We start from the raw sequence: 20,463 nt of genomic DNA on the forward strand, positions 1-20,463 counted from the left end.
GCCGCCGGCGGTTCGTGGGCTGCGGTGAACGACTATAATCGCCGGATTCCTGAACGCATCAGGCGGGCAGTACGGCCCTATCTTCTGCACCAGCACCCTGAGGATTTTCATGAGCGACGCGCACGACGACCATACCGGCCCCATCAAGACGCCCAAGCAACTGTTTTGGACGGCCTTCTTCTCGTTTGTGGTTCCGGTGTTCCTGATCATTGGTCTGGTGTATTTCGTCACGCGGGCCGACAAGCCTTCTCCCGGCACCGACAATCAGGAACTGGCCACGGCCATTCGCATCCAGCGCGTTGGCTCGGTGGAGCTGCGGGACGCCAACCGCGTGCTGCAAAACGGCGAGGCCGTCTATCGCGCCCAGTGCGCGGCTTGCCATGACGCAGGCCTCGTGGGTGCGCCCAAGTTCGGCTCTGCCGCTGATTGGGCTTCACGCCTGGGTGCCGGGCTGGATAATTTGGTGAAATCTGCCCTGCAGGGCAAGGGTGCCATGGGCCCGCAATCCGGTGGCGCTTTCGAGGATCTGGAAATCGCCCGTGCCGTGGTGTTCCTGGTGAATTCCGGCGGCGCCAACTACGAGGAACCGGCTCAACCCGCTCCCGCCGAATAACCCCCCGTACCCGTGCTCATACAGCCCGCTCATCTGCGGGCTTTTTCATGTTTGCGCCTGCCGCTTGCGCGGCTTGTGGGCTGAGCACGCAACCCGCGCGTTCCAGCACACTCGCATACGGCAGGTACGCCAGCGTCCAGCCCCCTGCCTCCAGCAGCCGCGCCGCACGGTCCATGTCTTGGCTGTGCACATTGCCCCAGCCCAGATCGGTTTCGAGGTAGAGCCAGCCGTCTTCGTCCGTCCAGGCTCGTTGCACCACCGCGGGTCGGCCGGTGTGCGAGCACACTTCGCCCCGATCGTCCAGCCGCCACACCCATGGCAGCTTTTCGAGTTCCACATACACGCGCTGCGGCCCGTTCTGGAAATACCACTGGCCGGCTTCGTCGCAACCGTAGTTGCGCTCAATGAAGGCGATCAGCTTCTCATGCCGCAGTTCGGCCCCCCGGCTCGCGGCCGTCGCGCCGGGGCCCGCAAAGGGGCCCGCCCGCTGTGCGCGTTCGTCCCGCATCCACCAACGGCCCCGCGCATCCAGCCCCAACCAGCCATAGCAATGGGGCACGTTGGGCCATTTGGCCATGGCGGCCTTGACCAGTTCATCCATCGCTGACTCCCGCCGCCCTGGCCAGCCATTGGCAAACGGCCTGCGGCATTGCATCCACCTGCATGACACGGCCGCTGGGTGGCCTTGCCCTGCCTGCGAACCCCACATGCCCCCCATGCCTGGGCTGCCAGAGGGCGACATGGCTCGGCACTTCGGCCGCCGTGGGCAGGCTGGCGAACGGCACAAAGGGGTCATTGCGAGCGTTCAGCACCAGCGTGGGCAAGCGCAGCTCGCGCATGCCTGGCTTGGCGGAGGCGCGGCGCCAGTAATCATGCACGCCCAAGAAGCCATGCACCGGCGCGGTGAAGGCGTCATCGAACGCTTGCAGGGTGGTCGCGGCCAAGGCTCGCTCCAGGTCGAACAGGCCGGGATACTGCGCCCACTTCTGCCGCGCTTTGTGCTTCATGGTTCGCAGAAACATACGGGCATACACCTGCCGGTTGAATCCCTTGTCGATGGCGTGGCCCGCCGCGGTCAAATCCAACGGCGACGACACCGCGGCGACGGCGCCGACCGTGCGCCCCGCCGTTTCGCCAGCTTCCTGTGCCCACCGCAACAAGGCATTGCCGCCCAGCGAAACGCCCACGGCCAGCAGTGGAACCGTTGAGCCGAGGCTTTCCCGGACGCGGCGCAGTATCCAGCCTATTTCCTCGAAATCACCCGAATGGTAAACGCGCGGCGCCAGATTGATTTCACCGGAGCAGCCTCTGAAGTGGGGAATCCTCAGGCGCCAGCCACGCTGCACCGCCTGCCGTGCAAACGCCTGGGCGTAATGACTGGCCGAGGAACCCTCCAGACCATGAAACAGCACCAGCACCGGGGCAGAGGGCCGCGCGCGCTCCTCGGGAAGGTGGTCCACATCGATGAAATCGCCATCCGGCGTGCGCCAGCGCTCGCGCCGAAACGCTTGGGTGCGTGGGTGACGCCGCCCCCACAGGGCGGGCCCTATGGTTTGGAGGTTGCCGCCTGGCAACCACCAGGGCGCACGGTAGGTCCAGTGCATCGCATCAAAACAGGGGCTGCGTTCCAAAGCATGGTGGAAATGCATGAACGCATTGTGCCTGCAGCGGCAAGCGCCTGTCATCACCCCTGTTGGCGGTTCACAGACCGCGCGCCATCAGCGCTTCTGGCGGTACTTGCGCAGCGCTGCGATCTGTGCCGCCATGATGGCGAGTTCCGACGTGGCCTTGGCCAGATCGACATCGCTCTTGGCGTTCTTCAGGGCTTCCTCGGCGGCCTTGCGGGCCTCGTTGGCTTTGGCTTCGTCCAGGTCTTTGCCCCGGATGGCGGTGTCGCTCAGCACCGTGACCACACGCGGCTGGACCTCGAGAATGCCCCCGGCGACGAACACGAATTCCTCGCCGCCGTCGGCTTTCTCGATACGCACCGCACCGGGCTTGATGCGGGTGATCAGCGGCACGTGGCCCGGCAGGATGCCGAGTTCGCCGGCTTCACCCGGCAGCGCGACAAACTTGGCCGGACCACTGAAGATCGACTCTTCCGCGCTCACCACCTCGACTTGTATCGTGCTCATCTTTGCTCCTTGTCAAAAGTCGTTGGCCTGGGGCCGCCCGAACGCCAGGGCGCCGAAGCGGCCCGGTGCATCAGGCCAATTTCTTGGCTTTCTCGAAGGCTTCGTCGATGGTGCCGACCATGTAGAAGGCCTGCTCGGGCAGGTGGTCGCACTCGCCGTTGGTGATCATCTTGAAACCACGGATGGTTTCGGACAGCGGCACGTACTTGCCGGGCGCGCCAGTGAACACCTCAGCCACATGGAAGGGCTGGGACAGGAAACGCTGGATCTTGCGGGCACGGGCCACGGCCAGCTTGTCTTCCGGCGCCAGTTCGTCCATGCCCAGAATGGCGATGATGTCGCGCAGTTCCTTGTAGCGCTGCAGGGTGCCCTGCACGGCACGGGCCACGGAGTAGTGCTCCTCGCCCACGACCAGCGGATCGAGCTGGCGGCTGGTCGAGTCCAGCGGGTCCACGGCGGGGTAGATACCCAGGGCAGCGATGTCACGCGACAGCACCACGGTGGAGTCCAGGTGGGCGAAGGTGGTGGCGGGCGACGGGTCGGTCAGGTCGTCGGCGGGCACATACACGGCCTGGATGGAGGTGATGGAGCCCACCTTGGTGGAGGTGATGCGCTCCTGCAGCTTGCCCATTTCCTCGGCCAGCGTCGGCTGGTAACCCACGGCGGAAGGCATACGGCCCAGCAGCGCGGACACTTCGGTACCGGCCAGCGTGTAGCGGTAGATGTTGTCCACGAAGAACAGCACGTCGCGGCCTTCGTCGCGGAACGATTCGGCGATGGTCAGGCCGGTCAGGGCCACACGCAGACGGTTGCCCGGCGGCTCGTTCATCTGGCCGTACACCATGGCCACCTTGGATTCGGACAGGTTGTCCAGCTTCACCACGCCGGATTCGGCCATTTCGTGGTAGAAGTCGTTGCCTTCACGGGTGCGCTCACCCACGCCCGCGAACACGGACAGACCCGAGTGCGCCTTGGCGATGTTGTTGATGAGCTCCATCATGTTGACGGTCTTGCCCACACCGGCGCCACCGAACAGACCCACCTTGCCGCCCTTGGCGAAGGGGCACACCAGGTCGATCACCTTGATGCCGGTCTCGAGCAGCTCGGTCGAGGGCGACAGCTCGTCGTAGGCCGGGGCCTTGCGGTGGATGGAGCTGGTCAGCGACTGGTCGATCGGGCCGCGCTCGTCGATGGGCGTGCCCAGCACGTCCATGATGCGGCCCAGCGTCGCCTTGCCCACGGGCACGGTGATCGGCGCGTTGGTGTTGGTCACCACCATGCCGCGACGCAGACCGTCGGACGAACCCAGCGCGATGGTGCGAACCACACCGTCGCCGAGCTGTTGTTGCACTTCCAGGGTCAGTGCGGAACCTTCCATTTTCAGGGCGTCATAGACGCGGGGCATCTGGTTGCGCGGGAACTCCACGTCAACCACGGCGCCGATACACTGAACAATCTTGCCTTGTGCTTGAGACATGATGGATACCTTCAAATTTCTTTAAGTCTTCGAGTCCCCGACCTCAAACGGCCGCGGCGCCTGCAACGATTTCCGACAGTTCCTTGGTGATGCCGGCTTGGCGGGTCTTGTTGTAGACCAGTTTGAGCTCGTTGATCACGTTGCCGGCGTTGTCGGTGGCCGCTTTCATGGCCACCATGCGCGCGGACTGCTCCGACGCCATGTTTTCGGCCACCGCCTGGTACACCTGCGATTCGATGTAGCGCAACAGCAGCTCGTCGATGACGGTTTGCGCGTCCGGTTCGTAGATGTAGTCCCAGTCGTGCCCGGCTTGGCCTTCTTCCAGATCCTGGGCGCTCAACGGGAGCAGTTGCTGCACCACGGCTTCCTGTTTCATCGTGTTGATGAATCGGGTGTAGCACAGGTGCACCGCGCTGATGCGACCTTCGGTATAGGCATCGAGCAGCACCTTGACCGGGCCGATCAGTTTGTCCAGATGCGGCGTGTCGCCAAGCCCCGTCACATGAGACACCACCTTGGCGCCGATGCGGTTCAGAAAACCCAGCCCTTTGTTGCCGATGGCCACCACTTCAGCGGACTGGCCCTTGGACTGAAGCTCTTTGAGCTGGTTCGTGACCACGCGCAACACGTTCGTGTTCATGCCGCCGCACAGGCCCTTGTCGGTGGTGACCACGATCATGCCGGCCACCTGGGCCTTGTCGTTGACCACCATGAACGGGTGCCGGTACTCCGGATTGGCACGGCTGAGGTTGGCAGCGATCTGGCGCACCTTCTCGCTGTACGGCCGGGCCATGCGCATGCGGTCCTGCGCCTTGCGCATCTTGGAGGCGGCCACCATTTCCATGGCTTTGGTGATCTTCTTGGTGTTTTCCACCGATTTGATCTTGCCGCGTATTTCCTTGCCTGCTGCCATTGATGCTCCTTATCTGGTCGCGAGCGACCGCATCAGTAGGTGCCGGTCTTCTTGAACTCGGCAATGGCCGCGTTCAATTGGGCTTCGGCATCCTTGTCCATGGCCTTGTCGGCCTCCAGCTTGGCCAGCAGGGCGGCATGCTTGTCCTTCAGGTAGCCGTGCAGACCCGTTTCGAATGCCAGCACCTTCTTGACGTCCACATCGTCCAGATAGCCCTTGTTGGCCGCATACAGGGAAGCCGCCATCAGGCTGATGGGCAGCGGGCTGTACTGAGGCTGCTTGAGCAGTTCGGTCACGCGGGCGCCACGATCCAGCTGCTTGCGGGTGGCTTCGTCCAGATCGGAGGCGAACTGCGCGAAGGCGGCCAGTTCGCGGTACTGGGCCAGGTCGGTACGGATACCGCCCGACAAGCTCTTGATGAGCTTGGTCTGTGCCGCACCACCCACGCGGGACACCGAGATACCCGCGTTGATGGCGGGACGGATGCCGGCGTTGAACAGGTTGGTTTCCAGGAAGATCTGGCCGTCGGTGATCGAGATCACGTTGGTGGGCACGAAGGCGGAGACGTCACCGGCCTGGGTCTCGATGATGGGCAGCGCGGTCAGCGAGCCGGTCTTGCCCTTGACCTCGCCCTTGGTGAAGGCCTCGACGTAGTCGGCGTTCACACGGGCGGCACGCTCCAGCAGACGGCTGTGGAGATAGAAAATGTCGCCCGGGAAGGCTTCACGGCCCGGCGGACGACGCAGCAGCAGCGACACCTGCCGGTAAGCCACGGCCTGCTTGGAGAGGTCGTCGTAAATGATCAGGGCGTCCTGGCCGCGGTCACGGAAGTATTCACCCATGGTGCAGCCGGAATACGCCGACAGGTACTGCATGGCGGCGGATTCGGAGGCCGAGGCGGCCACGACGATGGTGTAATCCATGGCGCCGTGCTGCTCCAGGGCACGCACCACGTTCTTGATCGACGACGCCTTCTGGCCGATGGCGACGTAGATACAGGTCATGTTCTGACCCTTCTGGTTGATGATGGTGTCGATCGCCACGGCGGTCTTACCCGTCTGGCGGTCACCAATGATCAACTCGCGCTGGCCGCGGCCGATCGGCACCATGGAGTCGATGGCCTTCAGACCGGTCTGCACCGGCTGGTCCACCGATTTACGGGCGATCACGCCCGGTGCCACTTTTTCGACCACGTCGGTCAGCTTGGCGTTGATGGGGCCTTTGCCGTCGATGGGCTGACCGAGCGCATTGACCACGCGGCCGATGAGTTCGGGGCCGACGGGCACTTCCAGAATGCGGCCCGTGCACTTGACGGTGTCGCCTTCGGAGATGTGCTCGTACTCGCCCAGCACCACGGCACCGACGGAATCGCGCTCCAGGTTCAGCGCCAGCCCGAAGGTCGGCTGGCCCTCCTTGTTCGCTGGAAATTCCAGCATTTCGCCTTGCATCACGTCGCTCAGGCCGTGGATGCGGCAGATACCGTCGGTCACGGACACCACGGTACCCTGGTTGCGCACATCGGCAGAGGGGGCCAAGCCTTCGATGCGGGACTTGATCAGTTCAGAAATTTCTGCGGGATTGAGCTGCATGACTCTTTCCTTCTTTCGTAAATGGTGACGCTTCAGGGCACACCGCGGCTCACGCCGTCAGGGCCATTCTCATTTGTTCCAGGCGGGCTTTGATCGAGGCGTCCAGCACCTCGTCGCCCACCACCACGCGCACGCCGCCGATGAGTTCGGGCTGCAGCACAACCTGGAGGTTGAGCTTGCGGCCGAAACGCTTTTCAAGAACGCCTGCCAGTTCGTCCAGGCCAGCGGCGTCGATGTCGTAGGCGCTGTACACCACGGCATCGGATCTGCCCTGCTGGGCGTTCATCAGACTGCGGAACTGCCGAGCGATCTCGGGCAGCACCGCCAAGCGACCGTTTTCAATCACGGTGCGCAGGAAGTTGCGGCCCATCTCGGGCAATGTCTGCTTGGCCACGCCCACAATCACGTCAAACACCTGTTCGGTGGTGACTTTGGGGTTGTCGGCGAACTGGAGCAACTGCTCGTTGCCAGCGATGACAGCCAGCTCGTCGAGCCACTGGGCAGCGGCAGGCGCATCCGCCCCGGCGGCCTTGAACAGCGCTTCGGCGTAGGGTCGTGCGATGGTGGCGATTTCGGCCATGGGTCAACCTTTGTTGCGCGGATCAGAGTTCGGTCTTCAGGCGGTTCAACAGCTCGGCATGCACGCCGGCATTGACTTCACGCTGGAGGATTTGCTCGGCGCCCTTGACCGCCAGGTTGGCCACCTGCTCGCGCAGTTCCTCGCGGGCCTTGAGCAATTGCTGCTCGGCGTCGGCCTTGGCGGCAGCCATGATCTTCGCGGCCTCCTCATTGGCACGGGCCTTGGCCTCTTCGATGATCTGCTGGGCACGGCGCTCGGCGTCGGCCAGACGGGCTGCGGACTCGTTGCGCGCCTTGCTCAGCTCTTCCTCGACGCGCTTGTTGGCCACGGCGAGTTCGATCTTGGCCTTCTCGGAAGCAGCCAGGCCTTCGGAAATCTTTTGCGCACGCTCATCCAGGGCCTTGGCGATCGGGGGCCACACGAACTTCATCGTGAACCACACCAGAATCGCAAAGACGATGGCTTGCGCAAAGAGGGTTGCATTGAGATTCATCGCAACGCCTTTCTGTGTGTTGAACTGATAGTTGAAACGCTGCTTGCCGTGGTAAGCGCCGCGGCATCAGGCCGCAGCGCTCCCTTCCTCACAGCAAGACGATCAGAGAACGAAGGGGTTGGCGAAGGCGAACAGCAGAGCGATGGCCACGCCGATCAGGAAGGCGGCGTCGATCAGGCCGGCCAGAATGAACATCTTGGTCTGCAGGTCGTTCATCAGCTCGGGCTGACGAGCAGAAGACTCGAGGAACTTACCACCCATCAGCGCAATGCCGATCGAGGCGCCGATGGCACCCAGACCCACGATGATGCCGCAAGCCAGAGCAACGAGACCCAGAACGTTTTCCATGTTGATTCCTTTGAATTGAGAGGAAGGTTGAGGTTACAGAGAGAGAAAAAACACCTTGTGCGGCCGAAGCGCAAGCCCAGCGTGCTCAGTGCGCGTCATGCGCCTGCCCCAAATAAATCAGGGCCAGCGTCATGAAGATGAACGCCTGCAGGGTGATGACCAGAATATGGAACAACGCCCAGATGGTGCCGGCGATCAAGTGCCCGACGAAGAACAGGCCTCCGCTGATCGACAGGGCGGCATAGCCACCGAGCAGTGCGATCAGCATGAACACCAGTTCACCCGCGAACAAGTTGCCAAACAATCGCATGCCGTGCGAAACCGTCTTCGCCACGAACTCGATCATTTGCATGAGGAAGTTGACCACGCCCAGCACCAGCGCCCCGATGGGGTTCTTGCTGGTTCCGAAAGGAGCGGTCACCAGTTCGTGGGCCCAGCCACCGAGGCCCTTGATCTTGATGTTGTAGTACAGACACATGAGCAGCACCGACACCGACAGACCCAGCGTGGTGGACAGGTCGGCCGTGGGCACGACACGCATGTAGTCTTTCATGCCAAAGACGGCATGCAAGCCGGAATCGGTGTGATCATGGACGAAAGGAATGCCGTGCGCCCAGATGAAAGGAATCAGGTCCACCGGAATCAGGTCCATGAAGTTCATCATGAACACCCAGCAAAACACCACCAGAGCCATGGGCGCGATCACCTTGCGGCTCTCGGCATTGTGGATCACCGACTTGGCCTGGTTGTCCACCATCTCGACGAGCAGCTCGACGAATGCCTGAAAGCGCCCTGGCACGCCAGAGGTGGCCCTGCGGGCCGCGGAATAGAGGAACCAGCAAACCAGAATGCCAAGCACGATGTTGACCACCACCGAGTCGATGTTGACGATGGTGAAGTCGATCACGCTCGTCTGCTTGCCGGTCGCGAGGTGACCGAGGTGGTGGCGGATGTACTCGCCCGGGGTGGGTCCTGCGCCTTCAGTTGCCATAGTTGAATCTGCCCATCTATAAGTCAAATCACATGTTCACGCCGGCTACGCCCCATCCAGAACGCCAGCCAGTACGCCTTCAGCACCACCACCAGCCCGACCACCAAGCCGAGCCAGCTCAGGTCGGGGACGATGCGCGGCGCCAGCCACAGCATGGCCAGCGCAAGCAGGATCTTGACCCCTTCCCAAAAAAACACGCCCGCCAGCGCGCTCCCGGCCGACTTCGGCCGTGACGCACCGCGCCAACGGGACCAGGCACTCGACGTGAGGCCATAGGCCATCAACGCCGTGGGCAACACGATGCACAGCCCACCGTAGAACACCGACCACCCGACCGGCGACGCCTCGAAGAAGACCATCGCCGCCAGGGTCATCAGCGCCAGCAGGATCAGCTGCCACCGCACCACCCGCCAGGCCGAGACATCGGGCTGGCGCGCTCGCCACTGAACCGCCTCTTCAGGCGTCAGGGGCTTGAAATCTTCGGTTTCCGCCTCATCTTCCCATGGGTCGCGAGCAGGGCGTCGGCCGTCCTGGGCTTGAGGCGACGATGGCTGATGCGTCATTGTCAGAGCCTCGAATTACATTCCGGTTACACGCGCGCTGTCGACCCGACGGGTCCAGCAAATCCACGCATTATACGTAGAAACCCCGATGCCTCGTCAAGAACTCCCCTGAAGCGTCGGGGGAAGGATAATCCGCCCATGAACGCGATTCCTCCCGAACAGTCGCTGATCGAATACCCGTGCCATTTCCCGATCAAGGTGATGGGGGCCCGCGTCGAAGGGTTCACCCAGGCCATCGTGCACGTGGCGCGGCAGTTCGATCCCGATTTCGACGCCGACACGGTGGAACAACGCCCCAGCCGAGCCGGAAACTATCTCGGCTTGACCCTCACGGTGCGGGTGACGAGCCGCGATCAGCTCGACGAGCTTTACCGCACACTCACCACCCACCCGATGGTGAAGTTCGTGCTCTGACCCCCAGCCCATGACGCTGCTGCTGCGACGCGACCTGGGGCGAGTGGCTTACGAACCCACCTACGCAGCCATGCAACGCTTCACCGCCGAGCGTGGCCCCCACACCCTCGATGAACTCTGGCTTTGCGAGCATCCTCCCGTGTTCACCCAGGGCCTGGCTGGCAAGCCCGATCATGTGCTGGCGCCAGGCGAGATCCCGGTGGTACAGACCAACCGCGGCGGCCAAGTCACCTACCACGGCCCAGGCCAAGTGGTGGCCTATCCCTTGATCGATCTGCAACGAGCCGGCTATTACGTCAAAGAATACGTGTACCGGATGGAGGAAGCGGTGATCCGCACGCTGGCGCATTTCGGCGTCACTGGCCACCGGGTGGCCGGCGCGCCCGGCATCTACGTGCGCATGGACGACCCGTTCGACCACGCCGCCCTCACCGGCCCGCGCCCCGGCGATCGGCCTTTCGCTGGCCTGGGCAAGATCAGCGCCCTCGGTATCAAGGTGCACCGGCACCGCACTTACCACGGCCTTGCCCTCAACGTGGCCATGGACCTCGAACCCTACACCCGCATCAACCCCTGCGGCCATGCCGGCCTGCAAACCGTGGACCTTTCTACAATCGGCGTATCGGTCGAGCCCGCTGCCGTGGCAGAGGTGTTGAGCCAGCAACTGATTCAGCGACTCGTTCCATGAACGGCACCGCGCCCCGCATCACCTTCTGGAATTTTCCATGACCCAGCCCTCCGCCGCCAGCAACGCACCGCCTGCCTACGACCCCACCGTCAAGCAAAAAAATCAGGCCAAGACGGCGCGCATTCCCATCAAGGTCGTGCCGGCCGAGCCACTGAAAAAACCGGACTGGATCCGCGTCAAGGCCGGCTCGCCCAGCACCCGGTTCTATGAAATCAAGGACATCCTGCGCCAGAACAAGCTGGTCACGGTCTGCGAAGAGGCGAGCTGCCCCAACATCGGCGAATGTTTCGGCAAGGGGACGGCCACGTTCATGATCATGGGCGACAAATGCACCCGCCGTTGCCCTTTCTGCGACGTGGGCCACGGACGCCCGGACCCGCTGGACCCGGACGAGCCCGAAAACCTGGCCAGGACCATTGCGGCGCTCAAGCTCCGGTATGTCGTCATCACCAGCGTGGACCGCGACGACCTGCGCGATGGCGGCGCCGGGCATTTCGTGGCTTGCATCCAGAAAACCCGCGAGTTGTCGCCGCACACGCAGATCGAGGTGCTGGTGCCCGACTTCCGGGGCCGTGACGACCGGGCGCTCGACATCCTCAAGGCCGCGCCGCCGGATGTGATGAACCACAACCTGGAAACCGTGCCGCGCTTGTACAAAGAAGCGCGCCCAGGCTCCGACTACGCCTTCAGCCTGAACCTGCTCAAGAAATTCAAAGCCCTGTTCCCGCACGTGCCCACCAAGAGCGGACTCATGGTGGGCCTGGGTGAAACGGATGAGGAAATCCTGCAGGTGATGCGGGACATGCGGGCTCACGGCATCGACATGCTGACCATCGGCCAGTACCTGGCACCGAGCGGCCACCACCTGCCGGTGCGCCGCTACGTCCACCCGGACACGTTCAAGATGTTCGAGGCCCAAGCCTACGAGATGGGCTTCAGCCACGCCGCTGTGGGCGCCATGGTGCGCAGCTCCTACCACGCGGACCAGCAGGCCCACGCGGCAGGGGTCTGACCCGCTCAGCGGGCCTGCTGCACCACCGTCACTTCCACGCGACGGTTCTGGGCACGCCCTTCGGGCGTGTCATTGCTGGCCACCGGCTCGGACTTGCCCCGGCCCTCGGTGCGGATGCGGTTGGCCGGCACACCTTGGTTGACCATGTAGGCCTTCACGGCCTCGGCGCGGCGCTCGGACAGGCGCTGGTTGTAGGCGTCGGAGCCCGTGGCGTCGGTGTGCCCCACGGCGATCACCACCTCCAGGTCGATGGATTTGATGCGGCCGATGAGTTCATCGAGGTTGCGCCGCCCTTCAGGTTTGAGTACGGCGCGGTCGAAATCGAACAGCGCGTCGGACGAGAATGTGACCTTCTCGGGGACCGGCGCCACGGGGGCAGCGGCAAGACCCTGTGCCGGCGCTGTGGCGGCAGGCCGCGCGCGCACTGGCGCTTCAGCCACGGCCTTGACTTTGTCGACTTCGACCAGGGCTGGCGTCTCGAACGGGCAGAGCTCTTCGGGCGGCAGCAATCCACGGTCCTGACCCACGTCTTCGAGTGTCGGCTGGCCCTCGCGGCCGACCCCCAGCGCGACGGTCAACTTGCCCATGGCAGCCAGCGTGCGCGCCTGCGCCAGGAACTCGTTGTATTGGGCATTGATGTAGGCGCGACTGGCCTCGAAGTATTCGTTCTGGGTATCCAGCAAATCGAGCAAGGTGCGCTGACCGATGTCAAACTGCTGGCGGTAGGCCTCGCGCGCCACCTCGGTGGAGAGACGGTGCTGGTCGAGATAGCCCAGTTGTTCGTTCAGGCGGACCACGTCGTTGTACGCGATCGCCAGGGTCTGGCGCACATCGCGGCAAGCCTTTTCCTGCAGCTCACGGGCCTGGAAGTTCTGTTCCACCGCCTGGCGCTCGCGGGCCTGGTCGGCGCCGCCGCGGTACAGGTTGTAGTTCATGACCACTTCCGCGACGGTGTCGCGCGAGCGTCCGCTGACGTTGTCGATGTTGCTCCCCCACGACTGCCGGATGCGGAAATCCACGCGCGGCCAGTAGCCGGCCTTGCGGGTTTCGATCTGGGACCGGGTGGACCGCACGTTTTCATAGGCGGCGTTGATGGTCGGGCTGTTCGCCAGGCCATTCTGCATGGCCTCCACCATGGTGGCAGGAACGCCCTCGAGCTTCAGCCCTTCGCGCAGCGGGGGCAGCGTGGAGGGCGGCAGCGCACCCATGATGCGCTGGTAGCGAGCGCTCACATCGTGCAGGTTGGAGATTTCGGTCAGCAGGTTGGATTCGGCCAGTGCCAGACGGCCGGTGGCCTGATCGGTATCCACGCGACGGCTCACGCCGGCTGCGGTACGCTCCTCGATCTGCTGGGCCAGCACCTTGTGCTCCACGAAGTTGAGCTTGGCCTCTTCCAGCAGGGCGGAATAACGCGCCACATCCACATAGGCGCGCGCGGCTTCCAGCGCAATGTTTTCCGCAGCTTCCAGCAGTTCGTAATAGCGCACGAGCTTGGCGTAATCCAGCCGCTGCACCTCGTTGCGGGTGAACATGCCGTCGAACAGGACCTGGTTGAGGGTGAGCGCACCGCCATGGCGCGAATACCAGCCGGTGCGCTCGGTCGGGGTTTTGTTGTTTTCACGCCCCGTGCCGTAGGTCAGGTCGACCTGGGGACGCCAGCCCGCCTTGGCCGCGTCACGCTCGGCCTCGGCCGCCGTGAAGTTGTACCAACGCGCCTGCACCTCCGGGTTGGTGGTGATGGCGGTGCGGATCGCATCGATCATCGGTTGTGGCAAAGCCTGCGCCTGAAGCCCTCCACTGCATACCATGGCCGCAAGCGCGACGGCCGACCAAACATGTTTTTTCATGATTCCACCTTGCTTAGGGCGCGCCAGGCTTCCCGGCACGCAAGACTTACTTGACCCAGCGGGAGCACACGCTCTTTTTGCGTTATGCTGGTGCACATCCTATCGGATGTCGGGGTTTTTAGGTGGGTTTTCGGCGCGTTATCGTTACGATCATTTCACCTGTTGTCATTCACGCCACACTTTTTGCCCGCTTCCTCGTCCGCTCCCGTGAAAACCTGGGCCTTGTTCCTGCGCCTCGCGTCCCTGCGCTGGACGGGCTGGATGGTGGCAACCTGGCTGGTGATCGGCCTTTCGGGGGCGGCTCCGAATCTGGACCTGATGCAGCGCTTGGCCCTGGAGCGTTATGGCCCCACGGCCGCCGAGACCGTCGCCGCCTGGCGCCGGATGATGGACGAGGCCCGAGACCAACCGGTGGAGCAGCAACTCAACCTCGTGAACACCTTTTTCAACCGACGCATCCTGTACGCGCTGGACTCCCAGGTCTGGGGGGTGAACGATTACTGGGCCAGCCCGCTGGAGTTCATGGGGCGCGGCATGGGCGACTGCGAAGACTATGCCATCTCGAAATACGTGACGCTCAAATTGCTGGGCGTGCCCAACGAGCGCCTGCGCCTGATCTACGTGCGCGCCCGCACCGCCGGGGCCCTGACCGAAGCCCACATGGTGCTCGGTTACTACGAAGATCCGACCGGCGAGCCGCTCATTCTGGACAACCTGATCACCAGCGTGCGGCCGGCCTCCCGGCGCAACGACCTGACCCCCGTCTTCAGCTTCAACAGCCAGGGGCTGTGGGTGGCCGGTCAGCAGCAGTCAACGGCCGATCCGACGGCCCGCCTGTCGCGCTGGCGCGAAGTTCTCGAACGCATGTCCAAGGAGGGGTTGTGAAGCACAGCCTTGCCGCATTACCCAAGGGGCACTGAAATGTCACTCGTCAAACAGTTGTGGATCGCCATCGTGGTCGTGATGACCGTGGCCTTTGGCGGCAGCCTGGTGGTCAGCGTGTTGTCGGCGCGCGGCTACCTGGAGCAACAGCTGCAGGTCAAGAACATCGACAACGCGACTTCATTGGCGTTGTCGCTGACCCAGCTCGACAAGGACCCGGTGACGGTGGAGCTGCAGGTGGCCGCCCAGTTCGACGCCGGACACTACCGCTTCATCCGGGTCGTTTCGCCCACCGGCGAGACCATCGTCGAACGGGTCTATGAAGGCGAACTGTATGGCGCTCCGCGCTGGTTCGCCAACCTGATCCCGATCCAGGCCGAACCGGGTCAGGCTCAGATCATGGACGGCTGGAAGCAGTTTGGCACCATCATTCTTGCCAGCCACGAACAGTATGTGTACCAGAGTCTGTGGGAAGGCACGCTGGAGCTGCTGCTGTGGTTCGTGCTGGGCAGCACGATCACGGGGGTACTGGGCACCTATGCCATCCGTGTCATCACCAAACCACTGCGCGATGTGGTGGACCAGGCTCAGGCGATCGCGCAGCGGCGCTTCCTGACGGTTGCCGAGCCGCGCACCCCCGAAATGCGAGCCGTGACCCAGGCCATGAATGCCATGGTCGAGCGACTCAAGGCCATGTTCGCCGAAGAGTCCAGCCGGCTGGAGAACCTGCGCAAAAAGGTCAACAGCGACCCGGTGACCGGCATCGCCAATCGGGAGTATTTCATGTCACAGCTGCGTGAGGTATTGACCGGTGAAATGCACGGTTCGGTGGGCAGCCTGGTCATGGTGCGGCTGGCCTATTTGAACGAACTCAATGCCAAGCTCGGCCGCCAACGGGCGGACCAGTTGCTGCGTGAACTGGCCGACGTGCTCTTTCACAGCGGGGACCATCATCCGGGCCAGCGCGCCGGCCGCGTCAAAGGCGGCGAATTCGCCGTGGTCTGCCCGACCTACACCTCGCCCACGGAAGCGGCCAAGGACATTTACGAACGCCTTTGCAGGGATTGGCTGCCGAAATGGGAGCCCGAATTCCCCGACCTCTTTCACCTGGCGGCCGTGGGCTATGTGCGCAACCAGAGCGTGGGCGACCTGATGACCCGAGCCGACCAGGCACTGGCCAAGGCCCAGGCCAAGGGCCCCAACACCTGGCATGCCGAAGAAGAAGCGAACAACAAGCTCAGCCTGCCGGCCGAGCAGTGGCGCACCCTGCTGACCGAAGCCGTCAACGGCGGCCAGATCAGCCTCGCGTTTTTCCCTGTGGTGCAAGGCGATCCGAATAGGCCCCTGCACCTGGAGGGCGTGATTCGCCTGCAAATAGACGCATCGGGCCAGTTGCTGTCGGCGGGCGACTTCATGCCGATGGCCGCCAGCCTGAACCTCACCGCCCCGATCGACCTGGGCGTGGTGAAACTGGCGATCGAACACCTGCAACAGGGCACAGGCGACGTGGCGGTGAACCTCTCGGCAGAAACGATTGGCAACTTTGGCTTCCGCAACCAGTTGCTGCAACTGCTGCAAAGCTACCCGCAGCTGTGCAAGCGGCTGCTGTTCGAGGTGCCCGAATACGGCGTGTTCCGCCAGTTCGACGCCTTCCGCGACCTCACCCGTGCGCTCAAGGCACTGGGCTGCCGGGTGGGCATCGAGTATTTCGGCCAGCGCTTCGCCGAAAGCGACAAGCTCGCCAGTCTGGGGCTGGACTACATCAAGGTGCACCCGGCTTACGTGCGCGGCATCAGCGAAAACCCGGGCAACCAGGAATTCCTCAAGGGCCTGTGCACCATGGCGCATGCACTCGGCATCACCGTCATCGCCCTGGGTGTGGAAAACCGGGACGATCTGCCGCTGCTGGCGCAGCTGGGATTCGACGGGGCGACAGGGCCTGGGGTGGACTGAGCGGGGAGGCCCCGCAGGGGCCTCCTCGCACTCCATGAGCCCTGATGGTTCAGATATCCAAACTGCCGCTCTGCTTCATCTTGGCAATCAGGTCGGCGCCGGTGTCGCTGGCGCCGAAAGCTATCCGCAACTCTTCCAGTGTCATGTTCTCGAACACGATCTTCTGCTCCGGCATTTCATTGGCGTTGACATCCACGGACAGCACGGCCTTGCCTTGGTCGTTGACTCCGAAGCTGAGATACTGGGTCAAATTGTCTTGGTCGGCGCCAACAAGCAAATCCCTCAGATCGATCTTATCGCCTTGTGCCTTATTGAAATCGGCAATGGTGTCCACGGCAGGGCTGGAGTCGGTTCCGATATCAGTGAGATGCCATTTGAATACGTCGGCGCCAGTACCACCCACCAAATAGTCGTTGCCAGGTCCGCCGATCAGCACATCATTGCCTCCCTGACCAAACAGCAAGTCGTCACCTGCACCGCCGATCAGCGTATCGTTGCCGCCGGCTCGTCCATCTTCATGCGCGAGATCGACCGCATTGGCACGAATGTACTGGATCGTGTCGGCCCGGGTCCAGCCGTGGTTGGCCTCCAGCACACGGAACACCTCCCACCCCGAGCCGCTGGGCAAGCCTAGGTTGTACTGGGCGGAAAGGGCGTCCGTGTTCAGCACGTCGCCGAACAGGACATCGTTGCCATCCCCACCTTCGATCCTGTCATCACCCACTGGCAAGAGGACCGACTCCTCCGAACCGCCCACGAGTGCGGCTGTCAATTCGCTGCCGGTCTGCACGATTTGGGGTTCACCAACCGGGCCCGTCACCACATCCAGCACAGCGATGTTGTCCACCCGGATTTCGAAATTTCCATTCGTGGATCCATCGAGCAGCTCAAACTGCAGCCTGTATTCACCCGGCGCCAACCCGGTCACTGAAATGGTCGTGAAGCTCGACTGCGTTCGAGACAGATTTCCGGACTGCACCGCAACGCCGTTGGCATCCAACAAACGCCAGGTAGCGGTATCGCCGTTATTGCTGTTTGCAGCGCTGTACTGGAAGCGAATGCCTCCGTTCGCACCCACCTCGATCGGTACCGATGTGAAGGTAGAAGGATGCTGGGTACCCGAATCTCGGGCATCGCGCAGCATCAGGTAATCGTTGTTGGTGCCATTGGGATTGTTCAGAAGGATAGAGCCACCTCCAGTTCCTGTCCTCGTCCATCCGCTGGGGCTGTTGATGCCAACCGTACCACCGTCGGAGAAGTCGGCAATGGTGGTCCAGCTGCTGAATTGCACGGCTCCAGTGCCCACCGCTGCAGTGTTGTCGAAGAAGCGCAGGTAATCGCTGTTCACTCCCGTGCCCACACCAATTGCATAGACTTGGCTGACCGAACCCAACGGCTGGAAGGCCTCTACTGAGTTGACAAAGGTGGCGTAGTCGGTCGTGTTGCCCGGACCGGCATTTTGATCCGCGGGGTTGATGTAACGGGTCGGATCGCCGTCTGTTACGAAGAAGGTCAGGTTTTCAAACTCGTCGTAGCTGCTGTTGGCCCCCATGGTGTTGAACCAATTGACCGTCGCATTGAAGGCCGCCTCATAGTTCGTTGCGCCACTGGCAACCAATCCGTTGACGATGGCCGTCAACTGGGCCAGATCATCTTCGCCAAAGTTCTCGATGCTGATTCGTTGTTGCGCATTTTCCGAGAATGTGATCAGCGTCAGGTTGATTTGACCATCATGCCCTGCCAGTTGACCCGCGAGATGGTTGATCGCGTCTTTCAGGATGGCCAGGCGGTTACCCTGCATACTGCCCGAGACATCGAGCACCAGTGCGATGTTGTAGTCCTTGCCGGGAATGAAATTGGTGGTTCTTCCGCCCACATCGCCGACGAGGACGTCTGCGCCGCCAGACCCCATGATGATGCCGTCTGGGTGGCCATCGCGCGGCACGGCGTGATTGTCAGTGGCCACAGGCGTACCCGCGGAGTCCACCGTGTCGGATGCGTTGCTACCGACCACCAACAGCCCAGTGGTAGCAACAGGGGTTTGCTGGGCGGCGATGTTGACCTTGAAGGGTGCCTCGTGCCAGTCGCCATCCGAGTCGGTTGCGCGAACCGTGAAGCCCAGCTCCAAATCAGGCGGCACGACGCGGTCGATGACCTCAAAGTCCTGAATTCGCACCGAATCGTTTCCATTGAGGACAAAACGCACCACCACGCTGGAGAACTCTTGGTTCGACTCGATGCTGGCCACCTGCGGAGCCGCTTTGAGCCCTGTCAAGGTCAGGGTGCCGGAGTCAACCACTGTGGTGCCATTGGCCGCATAAGCCACCCATTCGATGGTGGCGACGTTGGCATTACCCACCCCATAGACGCTGAAGGTCAGACCATCAGCCGGTTGCGACATGACGGCTTTGAAGCCCTCGTTGTGGTCAAGGTTGCCGTTTTTGATCCCAAACCCGTTGTTGTTGGGGTTGAGGTCGTCATCTTGTGAGGCCGCACCGGGATTTTGCGGGTTGTTCACGCCTCCTGTGTTGGAGAAAAGCAACCCGTCGAAGGTCACTGCAATCGGGCCTGCATTGACTGCGATGGTTTCCTGCGGACCACCAGCCCCGAATTGGTTCCCAATCTCATAGACGGTGGTCGGCTGGGGCGTGACGAGATCGAAGGTATAGGTGCCATTGTCGTTCAACACCAATGTGTAAAACACTTTCGGCGGCTGCCCACTGCCATCGATGGTGGCCGTCAACGTCTTGCCGTCAGTGGACAACGTTTCCGTGATCCCCGGCAAATCGGGCCATCCGGTGATCTTGAGCGCACCCGATTCGGCAGGCCCATCACCACCAAAACCAAAGACCAAGCTGCCAGTGGCAGAGGAAACCTGGTTTTGCAGCGCCAGGTTTTGAGCGTTGGTGATGTGCGGCATGTCGTCTTCGATGGCGATCGCAATCGTGCCGGTGGCCGCGGGATTGACACCATCACTGATGGACACGCTCACGTTGAAGCTGAGTGCGTCCTCCACATTGTTGATCGGATGGGCTACCGGTGCCAGCAGATCGACCTGGTAGGACACTGTGGAAGCACCCGTCACAACGCTCGTGTAGCCGCCATTGAGGGTGATGCGGAGCACATCGGTCGTGCCCGACTTACCCAGCAGGACCGCCTGATTGGAGCCATCATGGCTCCAGGTGATGGGTGTACCACCCAACTGGGTGGGCAGCCCCGTCAGCAGCAACGCAACCGTCACAGGAGCCGTACCGTTGCCTGAGATGGACAAAGTTCCACTGGCCGAAGCGGCGTTGGTTGTGTCCACGGTTCCCGTGTTGTCGGGGATGCCGGTTTGTCCATGCGTGGCCTGGGTGAAGCCTTCTTCGGAAACGTTTGCGGAAGCATTACCGATGGTGGGTCGGGCGTCGTTGTCCACAATCGTCGTGACCACCGCCGTGGCGTCGTACTCCACCGCCTCGAAGTCGCCCGCACGACTCCAGTCTTGGCCCAGCGTCAGCGTGAACACCTCTCCGCTGTCAGCCAGCGCATCGTCGAGCACATCAATGGTGAAGATCGTGCCCACCGTCGCCGTGATCGTCGCGCTCGCCGCATAGTCCGAACCACGCGTGGCCGTGTCGTCTTGCGCACCCACATTCACCGTCACCGTGCCGCCAGGCTGCTGGGCCGCAGGCAGCGGGTTGCCGCTCGCATCCACCGCCAGCNCGCGCTCGCCGCATAGTCCGAACCACGCGTGGCCGTGTCGTCTTGCGCACCCACATTCACCGTCACCGTGCCGCCAGGCTGCTGGGCCGCAGGCAGCGGGTTGCCGCTCGCATCCACCGCCAGCACCACGTATTGCCCCGTCGACGGGTAGCCCGTGTTGTCCCCAGGCTCGCCCAGCGTCTTGGCCGATACATACTGCGGCCCATCTTCGCCTTGCACCACCGCAAACAGCTGCAGCGTGGTCGTGTCGATCGTGTCGC

19 protein-coding genes are annotated in these 20,463 nt (G+C 62.8%); 6 read left to right on the forward strand and 13 right to left on the reverse strand.

The genetic code is table 11. The features are described from left to right. Nucleotides 1–109 precede the first annotated feature (109 nt). Complete coding sequence (locus HZS63_RS12660; RefSeq protein WP_180684375.1) at nucleotides 110–613, forward strand: c-type cytochrome; 504 nt, start codon at nucleotides 110–112, stop codon at nucleotides 611–613. Nucleotides 614–629: 16 nt separating this feature from the next. Here HZS63_RS12660 and HZS63_RS12665 read toward each other — a convergent pair whose 3' ends face one another. The 11 genes from HZS63_RS12665 to HZS63_RS12715 all read right to left on the reverse strand — a co-directional run bounded on the left by HZS63_RS12665 (nucleotide 630) and on the right by HZS63_RS12715 (nucleotide 9,702). Next, nucleotides 630–1,214, reverse strand: coding sequence for a DUF2946 family protein (locus HZS63_RS12665; protein WP_180684376.1), 585 nt, complete (start codon nucleotides 1,212–1,214; stop codon nucleotides 630–632). Then, the gene (locus tag HZS63_RS12670) at nucleotides 1,207–2,262 is read right to left on the reverse strand and encodes a YheT family hydrolase (protein WP_246316363.1); all 1,056 of its coding nucleotides are present in this window, start codon (nucleotides 2,260–2,262) and stop codon (nucleotides 1,207–1,209) included. Before HZS63_RS12670 ends, HZS63_RS12665 begins: the two co-directional genes overlap by 8 nt. A gap of 69 nt (nucleotides 2,263–2,331) precedes the next feature. Next, nucleotides 2,332–2,748 (reverse strand): F0F1 ATP synthase subunit epsilon, encoded by a 417-nt coding sequence (locus tag HZS63_RS12675; protein ID WP_180684377.1) that lies wholly within the window; start codon nucleotides 2,746–2,748, stop codon nucleotides 2,332–2,334. A gap of 70 nt (nucleotides 2,749–2,818) precedes the next feature. Beyond that, entirely contained in the window at nucleotides 2,819–4,225 is a 1,407-nt protein-coding gene (gene atpD / locus HZS63_RS12680; protein WP_180684378.1) for a F0F1 ATP synthase subunit beta, read from the reverse strand. A gap of 43 nt (nucleotides 4,226–4,268) precedes the next feature. After that, on the reverse strand, nucleotides 4,269–5,138 hold the full coding sequence (gene atpG / locus HZS63_RS12685) for a F0F1 ATP synthase subunit gamma (protein ID WP_180684379.1): 870 nt from the start codon (nucleotides 5,136–5,138) through the stop codon (nucleotides 4,269–4,271). 32 nt (nucleotides 5,139–5,170) lie between these two features. Then, a complete protein-coding gene (gene atpA / locus HZS63_RS12690) occupies nucleotides 5,171–6,727 on the reverse strand; it encodes a F0F1 ATP synthase subunit alpha (RefSeq protein ID WP_180684380.1) in 1,557 nt (518 codons plus the stop codon). Between the two features lie 49 nt (nucleotides 6,728–6,776). After that, nucleotides 6,777–7,307, reverse strand: a complete 531-nt coding sequence (locus HZS63_RS12695; RefSeq protein WP_180684381.1) for a F0F1 ATP synthase subunit delta — start codon at nucleotides 7,305–7,307, stop codon at nucleotides 6,777–6,779. Between the two features lie 22 nt (nucleotides 7,308–7,329). Then, a complete protein-coding gene (locus HZS63_RS12700) occupies nucleotides 7,330–7,800 on the reverse strand; it encodes a F0F1 ATP synthase subunit B (RefSeq protein ID WP_180684382.1) in 471 nt (156 codons plus the stop codon). Between the two features lie 102 nt (nucleotides 7,801–7,902). Further along, a complete protein-coding gene (gene atpE, locus HZS63_RS12705) occupies nucleotides 7,903–8,148 on the reverse strand; it encodes a F0F1 ATP synthase subunit C (protein ID WP_180684383.1) in 246 nt (81 codons plus the stop codon). 85 nt (nucleotides 8,149–8,233) lie between these two features. Beyond that, the gene (gene atpB / locus HZS63_RS12710) at nucleotides 8,234–9,139 is read right to left on the reverse strand and encodes a F0F1 ATP synthase subunit A (RefSeq protein WP_180684384.1); all 906 of its coding nucleotides are present in this window, start codon (nucleotides 9,137–9,139) and stop codon (nucleotides 8,234–8,236) included. 23 nt (nucleotides 9,140–9,162) lie between these two features. Continuing rightward, the gene (locus tag HZS63_RS12715; RefSeq protein ID WP_180684385.1) at nucleotides 9,163–9,702 is read right to left on the reverse strand and encodes an ATP synthase subunit I; all 540 of its coding nucleotides are present in this window, start codon (nucleotides 9,700–9,702) and stop codon (nucleotides 9,163–9,165) included. 138 nt (nucleotides 9,703–9,840) lie between these two features. Here HZS63_RS12715 and HZS63_RS12720 point away from each other — a divergent pair, with 138 nt between their 5' ends. The 3 genes from HZS63_RS12720 to lipA are packed head-to-tail and all read left to right on the forward strand — an operon-like array spanning nucleotide 9,841 to nucleotide 11,816. Continuing rightward, nucleotides 9,841–10,116 (forward strand): HP0495 family protein, encoded by a 276-nt coding sequence (locus HZS63_RS12720; protein WP_180684386.1) that lies wholly within the window; start codon nucleotides 9,841–9,843, stop codon nucleotides 10,114–10,116. Between the two features lie 10 nt (nucleotides 10,117–10,126). Continuing rightward, nucleotides 10,127–10,804: a lipoyl(octanoyl) transferase LipB gene (gene lipB, locus HZS63_RS12725; RefSeq protein WP_180684387.1), complete on the forward strand. Its 678-nt coding sequence runs from the start codon at nucleotides 10,127–10,129 to the stop codon at nucleotides 10,802–10,804. A 37-nt stretch (nucleotides 10,805–10,841) separates the two neighbouring features. Then, complete coding sequence (gene lipA, locus HZS63_RS12730) at nucleotides 10,842–11,816, forward strand: lipoyl synthase (protein ID WP_180684388.1); 975 nt, start codon at nucleotides 10,842–10,844, stop codon at nucleotides 11,814–11,816. 5 nt (nucleotides 11,817–11,821) lie between these two features. Here lipA and HZS63_RS12735 read toward each other — a convergent pair whose 3' ends face one another. Continuing rightward, nucleotides 11,822–13,663 carry a TolC family outer membrane protein gene (locus HZS63_RS12735; protein WP_180684389.1) on the reverse strand — a complete coding sequence of 614 codons (1,842 nt, stop codon included), beginning with the start codon at nucleotides 13,661–13,663 and terminating at the stop codon, nucleotides 11,822–11,824. A 207-nt stretch (nucleotides 13,664–13,870) separates the two neighbouring features. Here HZS63_RS12735 and HZS63_RS12740 point away from each other — a divergent pair, with 207 nt between their 5' ends. Continuing rightward, nucleotides 13,871–14,548 carry a transglutaminase-like cysteine peptidase gene (locus HZS63_RS12740; protein WP_343039994.1) on the forward strand — a complete coding sequence of 226 codons (678 nt, stop codon included), beginning with the start codon at nucleotides 13,871–13,873 and terminating at the stop codon, nucleotides 14,546–14,548. A 36-nt stretch (nucleotides 14,549–14,584) separates the two neighbouring features. Then, complete coding sequence (locus HZS63_RS12745; protein ID WP_180684390.1) at nucleotides 14,585–16,498, forward strand: bifunctional diguanylate cyclase/phosphodiesterase; 1,914 nt, start codon at nucleotides 14,585–14,587, stop codon at nucleotides 16,496–16,498. Between the two features lie 49 nt (nucleotides 16,499–16,547). Here the strand turns inward: HZS63_RS12745 and HZS63_RS14185 are convergent, their stop codons facing one another. Further along, nucleotides 16,548–20,195, reverse strand: a complete 3,648-nt coding sequence (locus HZS63_RS14185; protein ID WP_180684391.1) for a type I secretion C-terminal target domain-containing protein — start codon at nucleotides 20,193–20,195, stop codon at nucleotides 16,548–16,550. Between the last annotated feature and the right edge of the window lie 268 nt (nucleotides 20,196–20,463).

Origin of the sequence: Tepidicella baoligensis, from assembly GCF_013432195.1 — a bacterium.
Classification (GTDB): Bacteria; Pseudomonadota; Gammaproteobacteria; order Burkholderiales; family Burkholderiaceae_C; genus Tepidicella; species Tepidicella baoligensis.